This is a genomic window from Halobacillus sp. A5, assembly GCF_024189315.1.
Lineage (GTDB): Bacteria > Bacillota > Bacilli > Bacillales > Halobacillaceae > Halobacillus_A.
The window spans coordinates 860,723-883,404 of record NZ_JAIZEO010000001.1 but is presented as its reverse complement, the minus strand read 5'-3'; the positions used below and the strand labels follow the sequence as shown (position 1 = coordinate 883,404).

Here is a 22,682-nt window from a genome sequence, read left to right as displayed (position 1 = left end):
GCGAGGTGTGAGGGTTTATGAGTGAACACAATCTGCATCCAAGTGTTCAAAAGTTTAAAGAGTTTGTTAAACGTCATCCTTCTATTAAAGAACATATCAGAAAAGATCATAAGAAAATGCAGCATTACTATGAAAAATGGATGATATTAGGTGAGGATGATCCTTATTGGGATGGACTCGCGGACGACAATCACAAAGAGCGGATGACGAAAAAAGAGTGGATGAAGCAGTTTGGCGATTTGCTGCAGGAAATAAACTGGGAAGATGTGTCCAAACACATCGATGATTTAAATGGGGCAATCGGGGAAATCCAGCAGCTTATTTCGAATGTACAGCAGGAAAAACAAATCTCGGATAGACGCCATCCGATGAAATTTCCTTATTACTAATCATTCAGGCAGATGGAATTTATATTTCATTCTGCCTTTCCTTTTGATATGATTAGAGTGGAGGTGTACATCTATGTTAGCCACTATGGAAATTGTAGATCTATTAGATCGATCAGAAGCCATTGGTCAAATGATTCTTGATTCTGACGTTATGACTGATTATCAGGAAGCAAAAAAGCAGTTGAATGCAGATGAAGAAGCTCAAAAGTTAATTCGCAATTTTAATAATATAAAAGATCAATATGAGGATGTTCAGCGTTTTGGACGCTATCACCCTGATTATAGTGTTATTATGAAGCAAGTCCGGAGTGTTAAGCGCGAAATGGACATGCACGAGAAAGTTGTTCAATTTAAGAAAGCAGAACGGGAAGTTCAGAGACTTTTGGATGAGGTCAGTCAAAGTGTTGCTTTTAGTGTAAGTGAGCAGATTAAGGTTCCCCGGAATGGAATGGTTTTCGATTCTGGATGCGGGTGCGGGAGCGGCGGCGGTTGTGGATGTGCCTCTTAATATAGATTTCTGTCCTGTAAATAATTAATTTAAAAAGTAGGGAATATATATGAGAACTAAACGCCAGGGTCTTATCGTTTATTTTCAACATATGAAAAATATCAGGCAAATAAAAAAGCACGGGCATCTAATTCACGCTTCTAAAAAGCAGAAGTATGCTTTACTTTACGTTGATCAGGAAGAGGCCGAATTCAAAATGGAAAAGTTAGAGCGTCTTCCATTTGTCTCTCGAGTTCTTCCATCACATAAACCTGATATCCGCACAAATTATGAAAATGCCAAGCCTGATAAAGCAAAACAGTATGATTATAAGATGGGAATTTAAAGAAAGCGTTCGTCATGGCGACGAACGCTTTCTTAGTGTTCCAGGAAGATGTAAAATAATAATGATTTCAGGCAGTAATCACGTTAAGGGAGCTAGTTTTTTGTGTGTTCTTAAGATACCGATCAAATAGCTGTAATATAATTCGGTTTCAGGAAAAATCGAAGAGGGTTTAACCGTATACTCGATGATGGAATGTCCTGACTTTTCAACCATAGATTGGAACATGGCAAACCTTTGATTAGTTTTTTCATGGGGGTTCGGTATGCCCTCTCTGCAAATATAGATCGGCTGAAACTTATTTTGAATGTCAGGTTTCATAATAAGGGCGAGGGAAGCAGCTGAAAGTCCTGATTTCTCACTATAAAACGCAAGGGCATGCTGAATTCTTTCGGGCATTCGACTTCCCAATTCGATAAGCTCGTACAGATCTGTGTATCCTTCCCCGAGTTCAATGAATTTTTGTCTCATAAGTTCTCCTCCTGAATAATTCTTTCAATGATTCATCTTCTGTTACTGTAGCATCTAACAGGAACAAAGGGAAATAGAAGACAAAAAAATAGGGCTGTCCAATAACGGACAGCCCTTCTTTTTGCTTTCATACGTATAAGCAAAAAGCAAAGGGAGAGGAGAAACCGGTAGAAGAACTTATGGGGAAATAAGTCTTCACCGTTTCCAGAAGCAATTGACCTGCTTCTGTTACAAGTATGACCATTCTGGAAGATTTTATACGATATTTCTTCTATTCATTCAAAAGTTTCCTGCCTGCACTTTTTTGTGGTAGGATAATTGTGAATGTAGAGAGGGGGCTGATGATGAGAGTTATTGCAGGAGATTATAAAGGAAGACAGTTGAAATCTGTACCTACCCACAAAACGAGACCGACAACAGACAAAGTGAAAGAATCTGTATTTCATATGATTGGTCCCTATTTTGATGGTGGTGTTGTGCTGGATTTATTTGCCGGCAGCGGGGGCCTTGGGATTGAGGCTTTAAGCAGAGGGGTAAATCACTGTATATTTGTAGATCAGCAATCTAAAGCGATAGGAACGATTTACGAGAATATTAAGCTGTTAAAGCTTGAAGATCAGGCTGAAGTATTTAAAACTGATGCATTACGTGCGTTGAAGGCAGCAGGAAAGCGGGAGCTGCAATTTAATTACATATTCCTTGATCCTCCATATAAAAAATTCTCTTATGAGGATTTAATAGCAGAAATTTTAAAATATAATCTTCTGGCTGAAAGCGGGATAATAATCTGCGAGCACGATGCTTCAGAAATTATCCCTCACCAAGTGGAGCAGTTAAAATTAATGAAAACAGAGAATTATGGAAGTAATATAGGTGTATCAATTTTTAAGTAGGGGGTTCATCAGATGACAAGATTAGCTATATGTCCAGGAAGTTTTGACCCAGTAACTTATGGACATATCGACATTATTCAGAGAGGGGCGCAGGTGTTCGACCATGTAACAGTAGCGGTTTTTAATAATCAAAGTAAATCTCCGTTATTTAATGTGGATGAACGGGTGTCGCTGCTTCGGGAAGTCCTTAAGCATTTTGATAACGTATCAGTAGATGCTTGTGAGGGTTTATTAATGGATTATGCCGAAGAAAAAAACGCTCAAGCTATAATCCGCGGATTAAGAGCCGTCAGTGATTTTGAATATGAAATGCAAATTACATCAATGAATAGGAAGCTCAATCAGAAGATCGAAACATTTTTTATGATGACGAACAATCAGTATTCTTTTTTAAGTTCTAGTATAGTAAAAGAAGTAGCTAAATACCGTGCTAACATTTCTGATTTAGTTCCTCCGCCAGTGGAAGATGCACTGAGAAAAAAATACGACAGCTAAGCAGTTACACTTGTGACTGCTTTATTTTCTGATGAGATAAGATAAGGGCTGAAGCAATTGTGAGTATCGTCAGGATTGGTCCATACATATACATGAATTCCAAGTATGAATGATTATGCTGTGCTGTTATATTTGAGACGTTAATCGAATTGGAGCTGGCGATATTCGTCATTCGGTAGAGTGTTGTAACGAGCAGAGCTGCTGCCAGTCCATGGATAATACGAGCAAAGAAATATGGAGCAAACCTTATATCTGTGTCAGCGAGAATGCTTGCAATCTGAGCCTGTATAGAGAAACCGTGAAAGCCCAGCATAAAACTCGCCAATCCGAGTTGAATTAATAAGGGAGCATTAGATGAAGTAACTTCTCCAATTCCTGTCGTAAGTTCCAGTAAGCCTGTTAATAAAGGAAACTGCAGCTCTGCAGGTACTTGAATGAGTTGAAGAATAAAGAATGAAAACTCAAGAATTACACTATGCTTAAGCAGTCCCGTTAACACTGAGAACATAATAATAAAACCACCAACCAGCAGAAGGGTCTGTACGGATTGTATAACTGCATCCCCAAGCAGTTTACCAAAAGGTCTTCCATCTTCCTCACGTGCTTTATGAACAGCTGTGAATGCGTCCTTTATAGAAAAAGAAGCTGTGCGATAGTGAGACCTTTCATCCTTATATCCATAAAACTTCATCAAAAACCCAACAACAATACACCCTCCATAGTGAGAGACTGCTAATAGTAAGCCTAAACCAGGGTCTCCAAAAAAACCTACACTTACTGCACTGAGAATAAACAACGGGCTTGAAGCGTTCGTAAAAGCAACAAGTCGTTCAGCTTCAATCCTTGTAACTTGTCCACTTTTACGTAATTCTCTTGTCCACTTTGCCCCTGCCGGGTACCCGCTGGCCATTCCCATTACCCATACAAACCCGCCTGAACCAGGCACATTAAATAGAGGGCGCATAATTTTTTCAGATAATACTCCCACTCCGTGAACAACCCCAAGCCCGAATAAGAGTTCAGCAACAATGAAAAAAGGGAGCAGAGATGGAAAGACGATCGACCACCAAAGATTCAACCCCTTCGTACTTGAAGCGAGCGCAACGTCAGGCATTTGGATTAGGGAAAAAGTTATATATATAATAAATGCAGTCAGGAAAAAAGTCTTTAAATATGGCAGCTCAATCACCCCGCTTTGTTTTCGTTTTCTGTACTTCTAAAATCATCCATAGTAAAATATATAAGAGATTTCATCACTCTTACCTATTTGTACGCTCATAAGTACACTGCATATTCCATAAAATAAACTAAGTTATATTTAATTACATGAATTGTACAGGGTTTAATAACTCCAGGGGGAGATAAGTGTGGAGCATCCGAAGATTGGTCTTGCACTAGGATCAGGAGGGGCGCGCGGGTTCGCTCACTTAGGCGTACTTAAAGTATTAAGGGAATATAATATTCCCGTCGATATGATCGCCGGGAGCAGTATGGGTGCTCTGGCAGGCTCGTTATATGCATCAGGACAAACAATTGAAGATTTGTACAAACTTGCCTTAACTTTTAAACGGAAATACTACCTTGATTTTACGGTTCCTAAGATGGGATTCATTCAGGGGCGTAGAATTAAGGAGTATATCCGTTTATTTACGTTTGGGAAAAATATTGAAGAATTTAAGGTACCTATGTCTATAGTCGCTACTGATCTGGCTGCCGGAAATAAGAAAGTTTTCCGGTCTGGACCTGCCTGCGAGGCGGTTCGTGCCAGTATTGCCATTCCCGGGATATTTGTACCTGAGAAAATTAACGGACGATTATATATTGATGGAGGCGTTATCGACCGTGTCCCGATTTCAGTAGTAAAGGACATGGGGCCGGACATTATCATTGCCGTGGATTGTACTCATACACGAGCTGAGCCATCCATTCATTCTATTTATGATGTTATCATTCAAAGCATAGACATTATGCAGGATGAATTAGCTTCTGTCACAGGGACTGCTTCCTATACGGACTTTATTATTCGTCCTGATGTCGAGCGTTTTAGCTCTAGGGCTTTCACTGATTTAGAAGAGATAGTAGAAGAGGGTGAAAAAGCAGCGGCTAAAGAAGTCGACCGCATCCTAGAAAAGATTAGAGACTGGAAGGGGTCCACATAACTATGAAATCAAATAAAAGGGTAATCATCACCGGAATTATTGCCATCCTCATTGTAGCTTTTTTAGGAGCTTATCGTCTGCCTTATTATATTTACAAGCCAGGCACAGCAGATGCGCTTGAACCGTTTGTAGAGATTGATGATTCTTTCCCAAGCGAAGGTGATATGCACTTAGTAACCGTTCGCGGAGGACAGGCAACGCCGATTCAATGGGTGTTGTCCCAGGTAAGACCTTATCACGAAGTTGTTCCTTTAGAGCAGGTTCGACCGGAAGGAATTTCCGAGGATGAATACTTTCATGCCCAGCTGCAATTAATGGAATCCTCTCAGGAAGCAGCAAAAGTAGTAGCTTATGAATCAGCGGAAAGAGATATTACTGTTGATTATGAGGGAGTGTTTGTCGTTCAAGCTCTAGAAGGTATGCCGGCAGAGAAAGAATTAGAGGCTGGAGATGAAATCCTTAGCGTGAATGGCGAAGAAATAGAGGAATCAGATGAATTAGTCAGCTATGTTGAAACCCTTGAGGAAGGGGATGTAGTTACTTTGACAGTAAAACGCGGGGACGAAACACTTTCAAAGGAGATTGAAGTGGCTCCTTTTCCAGATGATGAGAGCAGAGTAGGCGTAGGAATTTCTCTTGTCACTGATCGTTCTGTTGAAGTAAGCCCTGAAGTTACTGTTAAAAGCGGTGATATAGGAGGCCCTAGTGCAGGATTAATGTTCTCCTTGGAAATGTATGATCAGTTAACAGAAGAAGATATAACAAAAGGCCGTGAAGTATGCGGTACTGGTGAGATTAACTACGAAGGTGAAGTTGGAAGGATCGGGGGTATTGATAAAAAGGTAGTAGCAGCGGATCAAGAGGGCTGTGATGTATTTTTTGCTCCTAATGAGGGAGAAGCTGAAGGTTCCAACTATGAAGTGGCTGTAGAAGCTGCCGAAGACATAAATACTGAAATGGATGTAGTTGCAGTGGACACGTTTGATGATGCATTAAAGTATTTAAATGAAAATTAAAAGAAATTTATTCTTTATCGGCTTTCGGGCTTTTGAAAAAGCATGGATTGTACACTGAATAGCGGATAAAAATAGAAAAACGTGGATAAAATGCACATAAAAGCCGAGATGCATGAGCGAAAAAACCGTTTCCTTATTAAAAGGAATCGGTTTTTTAATGAATGAGCAAGGGAGGCCCATATTCTCTCTTTAAATGTTCTTGCCGGGTTATAGACGGGAGCGGATTGAAATAAGCAACGGTTGCCCGTTCTTCAGCTTCGATCATCCCGCAGTCCAGCTGCTGAGGCTGAGTTATTAATTTTTCATTGAATTTCTTTTTATTCAGGTTTAAATATTCTCTGCCAGTAGAATTCATACCTATAACTCGTACATAAGGGACCTGATCAGCGTTTAAATACTTTGATGCTTCCTCTTTTTTTAGTCCTGTCAACAGATGGACACATAATCGCTGAAGACGGGTCCATGTATAGCGTTTTGTTTTTACCCGGTTCATGAAATCATGAAAAGAGACGGCTGATTTTACAGCTTGCTTAAAACGATATTCTAACCCTTCATCCATTCCATGAATCTCCCGCAAGTCTGTTTCAGAAGTCGTCATTAATTTATAATGAAGTAAATCAAAGTAAATTTCCCAATCATGCCACAAATTTGTTTGGTTATAATAATTATTAAGCTCATTAATTGCTGCTTGAGGAAGTGCTTCTGACGCATAGGTGGTAATATCATTGCTTTTCAAAATTTCTTTTCGGAGACTGGTGGCACTTGCCATACGGCCTGTTATCATCGTATCGTGATAATTGCTTTCCATTCTTTTTATAGTAAGAGGCTCAATCGCTGGAGCATATCTTTTGATTTGCTTCACATAGCTGTAGCCTAAAATATTATTAGGAGCAGAAAAGTCAAATTCATTTTCTGAAATACCTATGGATTCATTTGCTAACCTGGCAGCGTTTGGATAAGAGAGTCCTTCGTTTAGACCTGTTTTAAGAGACGCTTCATAGTCCTGCTGATGTTCGTGTAATTCTGCATGGGCTCTAAGAAAAGGATCAATTCTTCCATTTTCACTGCCGAAGCAGATGGAATCAACTTGTAAAGCGGAAAGGCTGAGGACGGCCCCCTTGCTGAAGAAGTCACTGTGCTGCACGGCAAATATGTAAGGGAGCTCTAATACGATATCGACGCCTGATTGAAGAGCGGCTTTTGCCCGATGCCATTTATCCATAATGGCTGGTTCCCCCCGCTGGAGAAAATGACCGCTCATCACCGCAGCGATACAGTCTGCTTTAGAGGATTGTCTGCTCTGCTCTACATGGTAGGCGTGTCCATTGTGAAATGGGTTATATTCGACGATAATGCCACAAGCTTTCATGTATAATCCTGCCTCCTTGATTGATTAAGGAAAATTAGTTATGATGGGAGAGCTGTCCCGCGTTTATCTTCCTTATTTTAGCATGCCGTTAAGACCTTTGTAAGTTGAGAAACGAATTCTTTTCTAATAAAATAAAGAAAAGGTGTCATCCGCAAAACATCTGTAAAGAAAAAATATTGACAAATAGTTAAATTACTTTTAAAATAACTCTTGTTGCCATGAGGTGAAAATTATGAAATTTCCTCTACAGAAACTTAATCAATCCGGTGATGATCCGTTTAAGTTTGAAGAAGAAGTCGACGTTACTGAATTAGAGGATATGAAAAATGACATTCGTAAGATATCCCCTGTTCATGTTGAAGGTGAAGCTGTAAAATTCGGTGATGACATTACTGTAGCTTTTACAGCGGAAGGAGAAATGACACTTCCTTGTGCCAGAACGTTAGTCGATGTTCCTTATCCTTTTCAAATCAAAGGACACGAACAGTTCAATGTTTCTCCTTATTATGAAGAGGAAGGTGAAAGCGAAATTCACCCGGTTCGTGGAGAAGTTCTTGACTTAACGCCATATATCAAGGAAAATATTCTATTAGAGGTTCCAACCCGTATATTTTCAGATGATCCTGAAACCCAGGAGCAGGCTCTTACAGAAGGTAAGGGCTGGCAGGTGATTACAGAAGAACCGGAGGATGAAAAAATAGACCCTCGCATGGCTAAGCTGCAATCATTATTAAATGAAAAAGAAAACAAAGATTAAGGGAATAGATTTCCTCTTGTCAAATTTAAAGGAGGTGTACAACATGGCAGTACCTAAGCGTAAGACATCCAAAAAGGTTAAAAACCAACGTCGTACTCATAAAAAACTACACGTACCTGGCATGGTAGAATGTTCAAACTGTGGGGAGTACTCAAAACCACACCATGTTTGCAATTCTTGTGGACAGTACAACGGAAAGCAAGTTATTGCTAAGTAATGAAAGGTATTGAAGAGTCTGAATTAACCATTCAGGCTCTTTTTTACATTCCGGCCTATCAGCAGCATGGAACGCAGCTGTAGATTGAAGAAGAGAGGTGAATGGATTGGAGAAGATTATAACAACGTTGGATGCTCGGGGAACAGGAACAATCCTGCTGAATCGATACGACAAAATGAATGCGGTTACACGCGAAATGTGTGAAGGTTTATTAAAGGCTGTCTTAGACTTTAAAGCAAATCCGAATCTTAAGTGTCTGGTGATCACAGGTGCGGGTCAGCAATCATTCTGCGCCGGAGGAGATTTGCTTGAACTGCATGGAGACCTGACAGAAGAAGAGGCTTACACTCGATTAATTCCAATGAAGCAGGTGCTTTATGAACTGGCTGTCTTTCCACTTCCTACATACGCTTTCTTAAATGGCGACGCAAGAGGCGGAGGCTGCGAAATTGCTACTGCCTGTGATTTCCGCTATGGAAAACATGACGGAAAATATGGATTTATTCAAGGGAAATTAGGAATTACACCGGGGTGGGGCGGCGGTGAATTATTGTATAGAAAAATCAGCGCCGATCGAGCTGCTCACTGGCTGATGGATTCAGAAATGTACGACTCAGAGAGAGCCTATCAAATTGGATGGCTGCATAAAATAGTGGCAAAAGAGCACTTAACCCCTGACTATTTACTTTCCCCCTTCTTAGAAAAAACACAAACCCAGTTAAAGATTTTTAAATCCCAATTACTACGCAGTCTCCCGTTTACTGATTTATCAAAAGAGATGGATGAGGAGGTTAGAAGATGTGCATCACTCTGGGAATCTGAAGAACATATTAAAGCTGTGAAAAATTTTATAAGAACAAGAAAAAAGTCTTGAAGTATAGTCTATCAATCTCGATGTTTGCATAACTATAAGCAAACCATAGAGGAGGGATAGAATGGACGCCCCTAGGCAGGATGCATGGAAAAAGGAAGAAGACGAATTATTAGCAGATACAGTGCTCCAATACATTAGAGAGGGTCATACACAGCTGGAAGCTTTTCAAGAGGTGGCTAGACAATTAAACCGTACTCCAGCTGCTTGCGGGTTCAGGTGGAATGCCACGGTTCGAAAGAATTACCAGAAGGATATAAGGCAGGCCAAACAGGAAAGAACACAGCACCGTCATGCTCTAACTACTTCAGCATTGTCAAAAAATACTTCCATCTCGCTTGATGATGCCATACTTTTTTTAAAAGAGATGAAGCAGCACTCCCACCATGATCAGCAAGAGCTCCAAACGAAGCTATACCAGCTCAGTGAGGAAAATGTTAGATTAAAGAACCAGATTAAACAGTGGGAAGAAGCATGGTCGGAAATTGATAAACTAACCAATTGGGTGAAAAATAGATACCAAAGCTCTTCCTGATTAAAAAGGCCACTACAGCAATTGTAGCGGCCTTGTATGTTTATTTTAATTTAAGATTCTCTTTCTTCTACCCCGCTCGGCATCCATATTAATGGGTTTTCTCCTAAATCACGTTCCATATCGTATTTAGCTTTATGGAAGTTCATTTTTTCCCAGAAGTCATCAGATTTTACCCGGGGATTTGTTTTGATTGGCAGTTCAAAGCTTTTGGCAAAATCGACCAGTGCTTTCCCATAACCCTGTCCACGGTAGTCAGGCAGCACTTCAAGCTTCCACAGTTCTAAGTAGTCATGCGGAGGTTCGAAGTAATGATCGTATTTTTTTGAAACACGATAAAGACTCATTCTGGCTGCTAAAGCGTTTCCATAATAAATTCCGAAAAACGGAGATTCGCTGTCATTCTCCACTATGTTACTTTGAAGGTCTTCAAACATTGCAAGTTCCTGATGTCCATATTCTTTAAAACGTTTAAACTCCTCCAACGTTTTATAATTCACTAGAAGAGGTTGAACTTTTATTTTAGTCATCATAAATGAATTCCCCTTTCCAAACTCTTTCTCTACCGCTATTATAATATAAAAATATTCAGAATGAAATGAACAATTGCTTATGTAAATTTGTTCCCCTTTGGAATCGTAAATTTGCTACAATAAGAAAAAAGACTCTTAAAGGGAGGGACAGCATGAAAATAGGTATAGTCGGAGGGGGAGCGGTCGGATTATTAACAGCCCTTCATCTATCTAAGCAACATGAAACAGCTCTGTTTGTAAGAAATGAACTGCAGAAAAGAGAGCTGAATAACAAAGGTATACGTTGTAACAAGCTGCATGCTGAGGTAGAGGCGTTTACGGATGCAGCTTATTTTAATGATCAGGATCTTCTTATAATTACTGTAAAACAGTATGACGTCCCCGCTGTCCTCGAGCAGCTGCCACCTTCACTTCCAGTTCTATTCCTGCAGAATGGAATGTCACACCTTGACAGCCTTGAGCCGCTGTCTAATCCGTGTGGTGTTGGAGTGGTAGAGCATGGTGCAGTCAGAATCTCTAATTATGAAGTCAGTCACACCGGGAAGGGTGTAATTTACTTAGCTGATTTTCATAACTTTTTAAAAGGTGAAGAATTAGCTGAGGAGCTTACTGTCGAAGGCTTTAAATTTCTATACCGTGAAAACTACTGGAGCATGCTGGCTGAAAAAGTCGTTATTAATACTGTGATTAATCCGCTTACTGCACTATTTAACGTGAAGAATAAGGAGATTTTATTAAATCCACACATTTACGAATTAGCTGAAAAACTATGTTTAGAAGCATGTGAGGTGCTCGATCTTTCCTTTGAGGAACAGTGGAAGAGAGTGCTTCGGGTTGCTGAAAGGACTGGGGAAAATCAGTCCTCTATGTTAAGAGACTTGTTAGAACACCGAAAAACCGAAGTAGAAGCAATTTCCGGATATATTTTAAAAAAGTCGGATGGCAGAGCTTTATACCACTTCTTTGTAGTCAATGCCATTCATGCATTAGAGTTAAAAAGTAAAGGAGAGTCTTTATGAGTAATGTGCTGATATACATAACAGCTTTTATTATGACAGCTCCTTTGTTTATCTTAATCGTCCTCTACTTTCTTACAAGGAAGTGGTACAGAAATAAAAAGAAAGCAGTACATCAAACAGCCCAGCTGATGGTGCCCGTATTAATAGCAGCTGTATATGTATTAATGATGGTCTTATTTGGAAACGGATTCTTCCCATGGATTATTGTATTGTTACTTGGACTATTGAGCCTTGCACTTATTGTGCAATACAAACTGTCTGAAGAGCTTCGATTTATTAGAGCATTTAAAGGGTTTCTAAGATTAACCTTTTTACTATTTATGTTTGTGTATGTAGGCCTGACAACGTATGGCCTTATTGACCGCCTGCTTTTGTAATAAACAGATTAGGTGAACTTCTTTTAATATTTCTGTACAATACATAATGGTACATACCAACCTCTGAAGTAGAAGGAGAAGTTCATAAATGCGTATAGAATCAATAAGCCTGCCAGTTAACAACCCACTTATTGCTGATTACAAAAATAATTTCAAAAAAATAGAAGATAAATTCGAATATAATCCAAGTGATGGGCATGTATGGAAGCAGCGGTCAGATTATATATCCTCCCACACTTATAATAGAGACGGGCTTGTTGAAGTGCTGACCGCCTTAAATGATCGCTATGGAGCTTCAGAACCTGTTTTCGCCAATATAAATAAATTAAAAAAAGAACAAGCATCTGTAGTAGTTGGCGGACAGCAGGCTGGTCTGTTGACAGGGCCGCTGTATACCGTTCATAAGATCATTTCTATTCTTCAACTAGCCCGACAGCAGGAAGCTGACCTCGGTGTTCCTGTAGTTCCCTTGTTCTGGATTGCAGGAGAGGATCATGATTTCGCTGAAATTAATCATATTTTTTTAAACAAGAATAAAAAAATGGAAAAGATTCAAGCTGAGACCAGTGTTAATGAGAGGAAATCTATAACGGACTTGGAATTTAATCAGAAGGACATTGAGAATTGGCTGGGAACTGTATTTCATAATTTGAATGAAACGGAGTACAGCCTGGCTTTATATCACCGCTTAAAAGAAATGATACAATCTTCAGGCAGCTACAGCGATTTTTTCGGTAAGCTTATTCATCAGTTGTTTCCATCTGAAGGACTGATTCTGTTAGATGCCCACGATCCTGAAATACGTAAATTAGAATCCCGTTACTTCGCGGAGATGATTGAGCATAACGAAGAGATTGCAGAGGGTGTCTACTCTATGGAACAAAAAAACAAGCAGCAGGGCTACCCTCTTGAGTTAGATACTTCTATTGAAGATGCTCACCTTTTTTACCATGATCAAGGCGAACGGGTTCTATTAGTTAGAAATGAGACCGGCGGGTACACCGGCAAAAAAGGAGAAATCACTCTTACGAAACAACAATTGATGACGACCGCAGAGAATCAGCCGTGGCTCTTGAGCAATAACGTAGTTACACGTCCGTTAATGCAGGAATGTCTGCTTCCTGTGCTTGCTTTTATCGGCGGGCCTGGAGAAATAACCTATTGGTCTGCACTAAAACCTGGATTTGACGCTTTAAACTTAGAAATGCCTCCCGTTGTTCCAAGATTATCGTTTACTCTATTGGATAAAAAGTCTGAACAGCGGCTTGATAGACTGGAAATAGATATGAAAGAAGCAGTTGAGGAGGGAACGGTAGGCAGAAAGCTGTCCTGGCTGTCCTCAACAGGGGTGCCGCCTCTTAATGATCTGGCGGAAGAAGTAAAGAAAGAGATGGAGACCATTCACCAGCCGCTGAAACAAAAGGCTGCTGAATTAAGTCCTGAGCTTGGAGAGCTTGCTCAAAAAAATTTGAAATATATTCACCAGTCGGTTGAGTTTCTTGAAAAAAGGATGAATAAACATCTAGAGGATAAATACAGAGACCAACTGGCGGTATTTGATGAGCTTAATCTACTGCTGCATCCTAACAATGGACTGCAGGAGCGGATGTGGAGTGTTGTCCCATGGCTTAATAATTATGGAATGGCGCTGTTTGCCGAGCTGAACGCCCGTCAATTAACTTTTGAATCGGGTCACTATGTAGTAAAGGTTTAATATTCCCCCCACCATCCCCCACTTCAAAAATTAAAATAAAATTGATAAATTCCTGCTATCGACGGCAGGAATTTTTTTGTTTTTAACGAATATTTAAATATGAGTGGTGAAAAGTGGAGCGATGTGGTAGGCTGAAATTAGAAAGTGGGGTAAACTCTATGTTCATGGGAGAATTTCAGCACAGCATCGATACGAAGGGACGAATTATAGTCCCATCTAAATTCCGAGATGAGCTGCAGGAAGGTTTTGTGCTTACGAGGGGTTTAGATCAGTGTTTATTCGCCTACCCTATGAACGAATGGAAGCAGTTAGAAGAAAAGTTAAAAAAGCTTCCATTAACTAAAAAAGATGCCCGGGCTTTCACGCGTTTTTTCTTATCAGGTGCAGTAGAGTGTGAAGTCGATAAGCAGGGAAGAGTAAATATCCCGCCCCCACTTAGAACGCATGCTGAACTGGATAAAGAATGTGTAGTTATTGGAGTATCTAACCGAATTGAATTCTGGAGTAAAGATCTTTGGGAGAAATACTTTGAAGAATCTGAGGAATCCTTTTCCGAGATTGCAGAAAATATGTTAGATTTTGATATTTGAAGAATATGAAACGAGTGAGATTATGTTTGAACATTACAGCGTTTTAAAATCAGAGACAATTAAGCAGCTACATATTAAGCCGAACGGCATATATGTTGATTGCACGCTAGGCGGCGGAGGACATTCCGAAGAAATTGCATCAAGATTAGAAAGCGGCCGGTTAATAGCATTCGATCAAGATATTCACGCATTAAACGCTGCGAAAGAACGATTGAAAACCTACAGTGAAAAAATAACCTTTGTTCATGCTAATTTTAGACAGCTTGAAGAGAAGCTGGACGAACTGGGGATTTCTGAAGTAGATGGCATCTTATATGATTTGGGTGTTTCTAGTCCACAGCTTGATGTGGTTGATCGTGGTTTCAGTTATCATAATGACGCCCCGCTGGATATGAGAATGAATCAATCAAGTGAAATATCAGCATGGCATGTGGTGAATGAATGGCCTTATGAGGATCTTGTAAGGATTTTCTTTAAATATGGTGAAGAGAAATTTTCTAAACAAATTGCCAGAAAAATAGAGGCGGCAAGAGAAATCTCAACGATTGAAACAACTGAACAACTGGTAGAACTCATAAAAGAAGGAATACCGGCGCCTGCCAGGCGTAAAGGGGGTCATCCAGCAAAGCGTATCTTTCAAGCTATTCGTATTGCTGTTAATGATGAACTTGGTGCTTTCTGGGATACACTGCATCAGGCGGCGAGAGTCGCAGCTGTGGATGGAAGAATTGCTGTCATTACATTCCATTCACTGGAGGACAGATTATGTAAGCAAGCTTTCAAAAAGTGGAGTACGAATCCTCCCCTCCCTAAAAATATTCCAATGATACCAGAAGAAAAGCAGCCCCCGTTTAAATTAATTACTAGAAAACCAATAGTTGCAAATGACGACGAATTAGACGATAACCGCAGGTCCAGATCTGCAAAACTTAGAGTCGTGGAAAAGATAAAACCATGGTCAGACTCATTTATATTTGAAGAAGGGTGGAAGCAGACATGAGCTTAGAAAGAGCGAGGAAGCTGCAGCAGCCTGTGGAAAGACAGCAGGAGCAGAAGCAGGTTAAAGTTAAAGTTCAAAAGAAACAGTGGATTAGTACAGGCGAGAAAGTTTTATATTCTATGGCGACAGGGCTGGTAGTAATTGCTTCCGTTTTTATGGTGCAATTCACTTCTACAACTGATACACTTAATCGTGACATTCAAAATATAGAGCAGGAAATTTCTCAGCAGAAATCTGACAATGAGAACATTGCTTATGAAGCAAAAGAACTGAGTAATCCAGACCGCATCTTGCAAATTGCTAAAGATAATGGTCTTGAAATGCAGAATGCTGAAGTTAAGCAAGCGGGTGTCGTTGGAAACTAATAGAAACTAGGTGAACTCTTTATGAAAAGCTCGAATACCCATAAAGGTGCCGCGATTCTGATATTACTTTTCTCAACGATATTCTTAGTTATTACAGGTCGATTCTTATACATTCAGTCCACCGCAGAAATCGAAGGTGTAAATTTAAATGAATGGGCCGAGGAGGCGCGGACGAGTTCGTATTCGCTGGACGCCGACCGAGGCAATATTTATGATAAGAATGGTATGCTTTTAGCTTACGACCGCCCTACATATAAGATATATGCGGTGGTCGATCCTGAATATTCCAGATCAGAAGAGGAGCCTGAACACGTGACGAACCCGGAAGAAACGGCGTCTGTGCTGGCTCCTTTATTGAATATGGAAGAAAGTAATATCGAAGAGAGAATTACAGAGGCACAGGAAGAGGGAAGGTTCCAAGTAGAATTTGGGAGCGATGGGCGTAACCTTTCACAAGAACAAAAAGAAGAGATTGAAGATCAAGAGCTGCCCGGGGTTGATTTCGAAGAGGAGTCTAAACGTTATTATCCTAATGGAACGTTTGCTTCCCACATCATTGGATTTGCCCGTAACGAGGATGGCCATATTACCGGGGTTTCCGGAGTCGAACAGCAAATGGAAGATTATTTACGTGAAGAAAAAGGAGAAATTTCTTACGAGCGTGATAAATATGGTACTAAGCTTCTGAATCCTAACGAGGTATTACAAGAACCGGATGACGGGGAGGATGTACACTTATCGATTGATCAAAAAATCCAAACCTTTTTAGAAGACGCCATGGCGACAGTTGATGAACAATATGAACCAGAGAAGATTATGGCGGCTGTAATGGATCCTAAAACCGGAGAAGTCGTCGCTTTAGGAAATCGCCCCAGTTACAACCCTAATGACCTGGGAGAAGTTGATAATTGGTATAACGACATTATTGCGGACTCCTTTGAACCAGGATCCACAATGAAGATGTTTACATGGGCTTCTGCTATTGAAGACGGTGTATATAACGGAGATGACACGTTTGAATCTGGTTCTTATGAAGTGTCGGGCACTACGATTCGCGATCATAATCGTGAGGGCTGGGGAGATATTTCGTATGATGAAGGTTTCGAGCGGTCTTCTAATGTGGCAGCAGCCAAGCTGGGGTATGAGATGGTAGGACCAGAAAAGTATAGAAAATATCTATCTGACTTTCACCTTGATCAAAAATCAGGGATTGACTTACCAAACGAAGGCGAAGGAAGTATCCTTTATGATTATCCGATTGAGCAGGTAACCACTGCATTTGGACAAGGAACTACGACAACGCCCCTTCAGTTAATGACCGCAGCTACAGCAATTGCCAACGATGGTAAGATGATGCGTCCTTACACGTTGTCAAAAGTAACATCAAGTGAGAATGGGGAAATTATAAACGAGAAGGAACCTGAAGTTATTGATGAGCCTATTTCAGCTGATACAGCCAGCAAAATGAGAGATTTACTTGGACGTGTGGTGTCAGGTGAAAATGGTACAGGGGCTCCGTTTGAATTAAATGATTACTCTTTAGGCGGTAAAACAGGTACAGCTCAGATTCCAAAGGAAGGCGGAGGCTACCTGACCGGTAAAGAAAACCACATATTCTCGTTTCTTGGTATGGCGCCGGTGGAAGATCCAGAGCTTCTTATGTATGTGGCTGTGAAACAGCCTAAATTAGATGATACCGAAACTGGATCGGAGCCTGTTTCCTATATTCTTAAATCCGTAATGGAAAATAGTCTGCATTACCTTGATATCAACCCTGATCAAAATGACGATCAAGAAGTTGAAGAAATTGAAATGAAAGATTATGAAGGAGAAAAAACTTCTGAAGCTGAAGAAGAATTAAAGGAAAATTTCAATAAAGTTACAGTAATAGGAGATGGAGATGAAGTAACGGCTGCATTACCTGAAGGTGGGACAAATCAGCTGAGTGACCAGAGGGTTCTCCTTGTTACTGATGAACCTAAAATGCCTGATATTACAGGATGGTCGTTACGTGACGTTCAGAAGCTAGCTGAGCATTTCGATCTCCAGATTGAGGCTATGGGTGACGGCTATGTTGACCAGCAAAGTATTAAGGAAGGCTCGGAAATTAAAGAAGAAGGTTACTTAGTGGTTGAGCTATCCACGCCTGAGTAACCACTTAAGACAGTGTTCTATTCGTTTTCAGATCGCATATAGTGATACAAGCTTACTCTATCGATTTTAAAGGAGTTATGGATATGAGAAGAGTATCACAAGTGATCGTAAGAAAGCGATTAGTCGCTGTCTTTTTTGTGGCTTTAGTTATTTTTACAGTAATTGTAGGGCGATTAGGATATGTGCAGTTCGTACTGAGTGATTTTTTAGTTGAGCGGGCGGAACAGTCCTGGGGCAGGGATATTACCTTTGAACCGGAACGAGGAAAGATTATGGACACAAATGGTGAAGTTTTAGTTGGTAATCAATCAGCTCCAACTGTTATGGTCGTACCAAGGCAGGTTACTGATCCTGAAAAAACAGCTGAACAGCTTGCTCATATTCTTCAGATGAGTGTGGACAAGGCTTATTCACATGTAACGAAACAAGTTTCAATTGAACGATTACATCCTGAAGGCCGCAAAATCTCTGAGGAACAGGCAGATGCCATTCAAATGCTGGATATAGCCGGGGTATATATAGCGGAGGATTCAGAAAGATATTATCCAAATGGTGCTTTCTTATCCCACGTATTAGGCTTTAGCGGAATTGATAATCAGGGCCTGCTGGGTTTAGAGTCTTATTACGATGAAGAATTAAAAGGGGAGCAGGGGGCGTTGTCTTTTTTCTCGGATGCAAAAGGGAAGCGGATGCCGGATATTGCAGATACATACACTCCCCCGGTAGATGGTAAGAATTTAAAGCTGACGATCGATTATAACGTACAGTCTATTGTGGAAAGAGAACTGGATATGGCTGAAGCAAAGTATAATCCGGATGGTGCTGTAGCTATTGCCGTTGATCCAAAGACCGGTCAAGTTAAAGCAATGGCTTCAAGGCCAAATTTCCATCCTGGCAATTATCAGGATGTTGAAGCTTCCGTTTATAATCGGAATTTACCTGTATGGAGTACCTACGAACCAGGTTCAACATTTAAGATTATCACCCTGGCTGCAGCTCTTGAAGAAGGATTAGTTGATCTGGAGGAAGAACATTTTCACGATTCTGGTTCGGTTAAAGTAGGGGGGGCGACTCTTCATTGCTGGAAGAGTGGCGGCCATGGTGATCAGACGTATCTGGAGGTTGTTCAGAATTCCTGCAACCCTGGTTTCGTTCAGCTGGGTGAACGATTAGGGAAGGAGAAATTGTTTGAATACATCGAACAGTTTGGGTTTGGTAATAAAACCGGCATTGATCTTGAAGGGGAAGGCAGTGGAATATTATTTAAACCAGAACAGGTTGGACCAGTAGAACAGGCAACCACTGCTTTTGGGCAGGGTGTTTCCGTGACTCCCATTCAACAGGTTATGGCTGTAGCCGCGGCAGTAAATGGAGGGTACTATTATGAGCCGTATGTGCAGGAGGCATGGCTGGACCCGGTCAGCGGAAAAGTGCTGGAAGAAAAGAAACCGAACATGATCAAGCAGGTTATATCTGAAGAAACTTCAAAAGAAGTACGTGAATCATTAGAAAGTGTAGTTGCCAAAGGAACAGGTCGAAGTGCTTATGTAGAAGGATATCGAGTGGGGGGGAAAACAGGAACAGCGCAGAAAGTAGGCGAAGATGGGAAATACATGAGTAATAATCATATTGTTTCTTTTATCGGCTTCGCTCCTGCAGATGATCCTGAATTAGTAGTTTACCTTGCCATCGATAACCCTAAAGATACCGTTCAATTTGGTGGTGTTGTTGCAGCTCCGATAGTAGGTGCAATTATGGAGGACAGCCTTAGGACATTAGGCGTAAAAGAACGTAAAGATGGATTAGACAAAGAATATGCATGGCCGGAGGAGCCGCTGGTAGAAGTACCGGACGTGACCGGTATGGAACGTAAGGAAATTAGAGAGGTGCTGACTTCCCTGCATGTTGAATCCAGCGGAGAAGGAGATACAGTGGTATCACAAGCTCCTGAACCTGGTGTAAAAGTTCCTGGAAATTCAACGATTCGCTTATATTTTAATGATGATTGAGTTTTCTAAATTCAGGAGAATACCATACAGGTTTGCGATTTTTTGCTATAATGGAAAAGAATGTGGACAGTTAGGATGGTATGAATGAAAATTACTAAATTACTTGAATCAATCCCTTATTATAAAGCAAATCAATCAATTGATGAACTTGAAGTCAGCGGAGTATCCATGGATTCTCGATCTGTTGGCTTAGGTGATGTTTTTGTATGTATTATTGGCAATGAATCTGACGGACATGATTTTGTGCACGCCGCTATTGATCAAGGTGCTGTACTAATTATTGCTCAAAGAGAATTAAATATAGATTTTCCAGTAGTGACCGTCAATGATACTACAAAAGCGTTGGCTATGATTTCTTCAACATTTTATAATTATCCAACGAATCAAGTTCATACCATAGGTGTTACTGGTACCAACGGGAAGACAACTATCACGTATTTACTTGATGAAATCTTCACCTTAAATAAACATACAACCGCTACGATCGGTACGATTCAAATGAATATAGCGGGAAACTCATATCCAGTTAAAAATACAACACCTGATGCGTTATCTTTGCAGCAAAGCTTTAATCAAATGCTTAATTACGGAGTGGATACGGCGATTATGGAAGTTTCTTCCCATGCGCTGGACCAGGGCCGTGTCTATGGGTGTGACTTTGATGTGGCTGTATTTACAAACTTAACGCAGGATCACTTAGATTATCACGAAAATATGGACGATTATCTTCGTGCTAAGTCCCTATTGTTTGCCCAGCTTGGTAACGGTTATAATATGGAGCGGGAAAAATTCGCTGTTATTAATCAGGATTCACCCTTCGCTCATAAACTTATCCGTTCAACAGCTCAGCCGGCGGTTACGTACGGTATCGACTCGAATGCGGATATTATGGCTAAACAAATAGCTCTGCACGAAAAAGGAAGTTCCTTTGTATTAACCACCCCTATGGGAGATGTATCTATCGAAAGTCCTCTTATGGGTATGTTCAGCGTATATAATATGCTGGCGTCGGCTGGTGCGGCACTTGTTTCAGGCGTAAGCCTGCCAACGATAAAACAAGCCTTTCGTCAGACTAAAGGAGTACGGGGCCGCTTTGAGCCTGTTCTAGAAGGACAGCCGTTCGGAGTCGTTGTTGATTATGCACATACCCCGGATTCCCTTGAAAACGTACTAAAAACAATGAAAGAGTTCTGTAAAGGTAAGATTCGTGTCGTTGTTGGCTGTGGGGGAGACCGTGATCGTACAAAGCGCCCATTAATGGCTGATGTAGCAATGGCATACGCGGATCAGGCTGTCTTTACTTCTGACAATCCTCGTACAGAAGATCCGCAGGTCATCTTAAACGACATGACTGCACATTTAAGTGAAGACTATATTGTTGAAGAAAATAGAAAAAAAGCTATCGAGCTTGCGATTTCTCATTCAGCTGATGGAGATATGGTATTAATCGCAGGGAAAGGTCATGAAACATACCAGGAAGTAAACGGTGTCCGCCATGACTTTGATGATCGGGAAGTAGCGAGAGATATATTACTGAAAGTTAAGGGGAATCAAATGTAATGTTTACGGTAAATGAATTATCCGCAATCTTTTCTAAAGGAAGAGGAGCAGCCCATGACGCCATTCCAATAAAAAGCGTAATGACAGACACACGTGTTGAAAAAAAACAAAGCCTCTTCATCCCCCTGCTGGGTGAGAACCATGACGCCCACGGCTTTCTAATGGAAGCTATTAAAAAGGGAGCTGTGGCAGCCCTTTGGCAGAAGGACCACGATTTACCCAGGGAAATTCCAACTGAATTTCCTGTATTCTTCGTCGAGGATACTCTCCAGGCTTTACAGGAGACGTCCTCGTTTTATTTGCGTAAGGTCAATCCAACTGTGATTGGAATTACCGGCTCAAATGGGAAGACAACAACGAAAGATTTAACAGCTTCGGTTCTGCAAGTGAAGTATCGAACACATAAAACTGCAGGGAATTTTAACAACCATGTGGGGATGCCTTTAACGATTCTCTCCATGCCTTTGGATACAGAAGTAGCTGTATTGGAGATGGGGATGAGCGGCGCTGGTGAAATTTCATTATTATCAAAATTAGCAGAGCCGCGACATGTTGTGATTACCAACATAGGCGAGTCTCATATTGAATATTTAGGTACTCGAGAGGGGATTGCTAAGGCTAAGCTCGAAATTCTTGAAGGCTGGGGCGGCTGCTCCTTTATTTATGATGGCGATGAGCCTTTGCTTAGCGATTATTATAAGACACCAGGAGCTCTTGCGTGCGGATTCTCTTCATCCAGGAACGATGTGGTCATTACTGACGTTGTCCTCGAAGAAAACCGCAGCTTATTTACTATTGGCAGCCAGAGATACGAACTGCCGGTGTCAGGTAAACACAATGTGAAGAACGCTTCTTATATTATAGCGTTAGCTGCGAAAATGGGTCTTACTTCTGCTGAAATCCAAGCAGGTTTTCAGCAGCTTCAGATGTCTGGGATGCGTTATGAGAAGCACGTTGGCAAGGAAGGCTCGTTAATAATAAATGACGCTTACAATGCCTCTCCAACTTCTATGAAAGCAACGATAGAAATGATTATTCAGTTGACTTCGAAGAAGAATAAAATATTGATCTTAGGAGATATGTTTGAGCTCGGCTCTCATGCAGATCAGCTGCACAAGGAAGTCTCATCTGTTATTACCAGCGAAATTGATGCAGTTTATACGATTGGAAGTCATGCCGGTCAAATTCTTGAAGGTATTAAAGAGAATAATACAGAAATTGAATTAAAGCATTTTAAAGAAAAAAGTTCGCTGGGTCAACACGTATCTCAGCAATTAAGTGCTGATACGGTCGTTTTAATTAAAGCTTCAAGAGGTATGAAGTTAGAAGCGCTATTAAACGATCTATTAAACGAGTGAGACG

Annotated in this window: 25 protein-coding genes; 21 read left to right on the top strand and 4 right to left on the bottom strand. The window is 40.8% G+C overall.

Translation table 11 applies throughout. The features are described from left to right. The first annotated feature begins 17 nt into the window (after positions 1 to 17). The 3 genes from ylbD (at position 18) to LF822_RS04610 (ending at position 1,222) form a co-directional block, all read left to right on the top strand. Positions 18 to 389: a YlbD family protein gene (gene ylbD, locus LF822_RS04620; protein WP_253922773.1), complete on the top strand. Its 372-nt coding sequence runs from the start codon at positions 18 to 20 to the stop codon at positions 387 to 389. 73 nt (positions 390 to 462) lie between these two features. Beyond that, positions 463 to 897 (top strand): YlbF/YmcA family competence regulator, encoded by a 435-nt coding sequence (locus tag LF822_RS04615; protein ID WP_253922772.1) that lies wholly within the window; start codon positions 463 to 465, stop codon positions 895 to 897. A gap of 49 nt (positions 898 to 946) precedes the next feature. Next, positions 947 to 1,222: a YlbG family protein gene (locus LF822_RS04610; protein ID WP_253922771.1), complete on the top strand. Its 276-nt coding sequence runs from the start codon at positions 947 to 949 to the stop codon at positions 1,220 to 1,222. A gap of 78 nt (positions 1,223 to 1,300) precedes the next feature. Here LF822_RS04610 and LF822_RS04605 read toward each other — a convergent pair whose 3' ends face one another. After that, entirely contained in the window at positions 1,301 to 1,690 is a 390-nt protein-coding gene (locus LF822_RS04605) for a DUF7147 family protein (protein WP_253922770.1), read from the bottom strand. Positions 1,691 to 2,034: 344 nt separating this feature from the next. Here LF822_RS04605 and rsmD point away from each other — a divergent pair, with 344 nt between their 5' ends. Next, the gene (gene rsmD / locus LF822_RS04600) at positions 2,035 to 2,583 is read left to right on the top strand and encodes a 16S rRNA (guanine(966)-N(2))-methyltransferase RsmD (protein ID WP_253923463.1); all 549 of its coding nucleotides are present in this window, start codon (positions 2,035 to 2,037) and stop codon (positions 2,581 to 2,583) included. Between the two features lie 12 nt (positions 2,584 to 2,595). After that, positions 2,596 to 3,078: a pantetheine-phosphate adenylyltransferase gene (gene coaD, locus LF822_RS04595; protein ID WP_253922769.1), complete on the top strand. Its 483-nt coding sequence runs from the start codon at positions 2,596 to 2,598 to the stop codon at positions 3,076 to 3,078. Between the two features lie 4 nt (positions 3,079 to 3,082). Here coaD and ylbJ read toward each other — a convergent pair whose 3' ends face one another. Next, positions 3,083 to 4,192, bottom strand: coding sequence for a sporulation integral membrane protein YlbJ (gene ylbJ / locus LF822_RS04590; RefSeq protein ID WP_253923462.1), 1,110 nt, complete (start codon positions 4,190 to 4,192; stop codon positions 3,083 to 3,085). A 253-nt stretch (positions 4,193 to 4,445) separates the two neighbouring features. Here ylbJ and LF822_RS04585 point away from each other — a divergent pair, with 253 nt between their 5' ends. Both LF822_RS04585 and LF822_RS04580 read left to right on the top strand, forming a co-directional pair. Next, positions 4,446 to 5,237 (top strand): patatin-like phospholipase family protein, encoded by a 792-nt coding sequence (locus LF822_RS04585; protein ID WP_253922768.1) that lies wholly within the window; start codon positions 4,446 to 4,448, stop codon positions 5,235 to 5,237. A 2-nt stretch (positions 5,238 to 5,239) separates the two neighbouring features. Then, the gene (locus LF822_RS04580) at positions 5,240 to 6,253 is read left to right on the top strand and encodes a SepM family pheromone-processing serine protease (RefSeq protein ID WP_253922767.1); all 1,014 of its coding nucleotides are present in this window, start codon (positions 5,240 to 5,242) and stop codon (positions 6,251 to 6,253) included. 154 nt (positions 6,254 to 6,407) lie between these two features. Here the strand turns inward: LF822_RS04580 and LF822_RS04575 are convergent, their stop codons facing one another. Next, a complete protein-coding gene (locus LF822_RS04575; RefSeq protein ID WP_253922766.1) occupies positions 6,408 to 7,622 on the bottom strand; it encodes a nucleotidyltransferase in 1,215 nt (404 codons plus the stop codon). A gap of 232 nt (positions 7,623 to 7,854) precedes the next feature. On the opposite strand from LF822_RS04575, the gene LF822_RS04570 reads away from it, so the two are divergent. The 4 genes from LF822_RS04570 (at position 7,855) to LF822_RS04555 (ending at position 10,002) form a co-directional block, all read left to right on the top strand. Next, complete coding sequence (locus tag LF822_RS04570) at positions 7,855 to 8,379, top strand: YceD family protein (protein ID WP_253922765.1); 525 nt, start codon at positions 7,855 to 7,857, stop codon at positions 8,377 to 8,379. Positions 8,380 to 8,422: 43 nt separating this feature from the next. Continuing rightward, the gene (rpmF, locus tag LF822_RS04565; RefSeq protein WP_253922764.1) at positions 8,423 to 8,596 is read left to right on the top strand and encodes a 50S ribosomal protein L32; all 174 of its coding nucleotides are present in this window, start codon (positions 8,423 to 8,425) and stop codon (positions 8,594 to 8,596) included. A 106-nt stretch (positions 8,597 to 8,702) separates the two neighbouring features. Next, positions 8,703 to 9,470: an enoyl-CoA hydratase/isomerase family protein gene (locus LF822_RS04560; RefSeq protein ID WP_253922763.1), complete on the top strand. Its 768-nt coding sequence runs from the start codon at positions 8,703 to 8,705 to the stop codon at positions 9,468 to 9,470. A 61-nt stretch (positions 9,471 to 9,531) separates the two neighbouring features. After that, complete coding sequence (locus tag LF822_RS04555; RefSeq protein WP_253922762.1) at positions 9,532 to 10,002, top strand: RsfA family transcriptional regulator; 471 nt, start codon at positions 9,532 to 9,534, stop codon at positions 10,000 to 10,002. A 50-nt stretch (positions 10,003 to 10,052) separates the two neighbouring features. Here the strand turns inward: LF822_RS04555 and LF822_RS04550 are convergent, their stop codons facing one another. Next, positions 10,053 to 10,532 (bottom strand): N-acetyltransferase, encoded by a 480-nt coding sequence (locus LF822_RS04550; RefSeq protein WP_371925825.1) that lies wholly within the window; start codon positions 10,530 to 10,532, stop codon positions 10,053 to 10,055. A 152-nt stretch (positions 10,533 to 10,684) separates the two neighbouring features. Between LF822_RS04550 and LF822_RS04545 the strand changes: the two genes are divergently transcribed. The 10 genes from LF822_RS04545 (at position 10,685) to LF822_RS04500 (ending at position 22,678) form a co-directional block, all read left to right on the top strand. Next, entirely contained in the window at positions 10,685 to 11,551 is an 867-nt protein-coding gene (locus LF822_RS04545; RefSeq protein WP_253922761.1) for a 2-dehydropantoate 2-reductase, read from the top strand. Next, positions 11,548 to 11,928, top strand: coding sequence for a DUF3397 domain-containing protein (locus LF822_RS04540; protein ID WP_253922760.1), 381 nt, complete (start codon positions 11,548 to 11,550; stop codon positions 11,926 to 11,928). The genes LF822_RS04545 and LF822_RS04540 overlap by 4 nt, the downstream gene beginning before the upstream one ends. A gap of 88 nt (positions 11,929 to 12,016) precedes the next feature. After that, entirely contained in the window at positions 12,017 to 13,642 is a 1,626-nt protein-coding gene (gene bshC / locus LF822_RS04535) for a bacillithiol biosynthesis cysteine-adding enzyme BshC (RefSeq protein ID WP_253922759.1), read from the top strand. A 158-nt stretch (positions 13,643 to 13,800) separates the two neighbouring features. Further along, positions 13,801 to 14,232, top strand: a complete 432-nt coding sequence (gene mraZ, locus LF822_RS04530; protein ID WP_253922758.1) for a division/cell wall cluster transcriptional repressor MraZ — start codon at positions 13,801 to 13,803, stop codon at positions 14,230 to 14,232. Between the two features lie 22 nt (positions 14,233 to 14,254). Next, on the top strand, positions 14,255 to 15,232 hold the full coding sequence (gene rsmH / locus LF822_RS04525; RefSeq protein WP_253922757.1) for a 16S rRNA (cytosine(1402)-N(4))-methyltransferase RsmH: 978 nt from the start codon (positions 14,255 to 14,257) through the stop codon (positions 15,230 to 15,232). Next, positions 15,229 to 15,597: a cell division protein FtsL gene (gene ftsL / locus LF822_RS04520; RefSeq protein WP_253922756.1), complete on the top strand. Its 369-nt coding sequence runs from the start codon at positions 15,229 to 15,231 to the stop codon at positions 15,595 to 15,597. The genes rsmH and ftsL overlap by 4 nt, the downstream gene beginning before the upstream one ends. A 21-nt stretch (positions 15,598 to 15,618) precedes the next feature. Continuing rightward, complete coding sequence (locus tag LF822_RS04515) at positions 15,619 to 17,751, top strand: penicillin-binding protein (protein WP_253922755.1); 2,133 nt, start codon at positions 15,619 to 15,621, stop codon at positions 17,749 to 17,751. A gap of 83 nt (positions 17,752 to 17,834) precedes the next feature. Next, positions 17,835 to 19,760, top strand: a complete 1,926-nt coding sequence (locus LF822_RS04510; RefSeq protein WP_253922754.1) for a stage V sporulation protein D — start codon at positions 17,835 to 17,837, stop codon at positions 19,758 to 19,760. A gap of 84 nt (positions 19,761 to 19,844) precedes the next feature. Next, positions 19,845 to 21,320, top strand: a complete 1,476-nt coding sequence (locus LF822_RS04505) for a UDP-N-acetylmuramoyl-L-alanyl-D-glutamate--2,6-diaminopimelate ligase (RefSeq protein ID WP_253922753.1) — start codon at positions 19,845 to 19,847, stop codon at positions 21,318 to 21,320. Continuing rightward, positions 21,320 to 22,678 (top strand): UDP-N-acetylmuramoyl-tripeptide--D-alanyl-D-alanine ligase, encoded by a 1,359-nt coding sequence (locus tag LF822_RS04500; RefSeq protein WP_253922752.1) that lies wholly within the window; start codon positions 21,320 to 21,322, stop codon positions 22,676 to 22,678. Before LF822_RS04505 ends, LF822_RS04500 begins: the two co-directional genes overlap by 1 nt. The last annotated feature ends 4 nt before the right edge of the window (positions 22,679 to 22,682 follow it).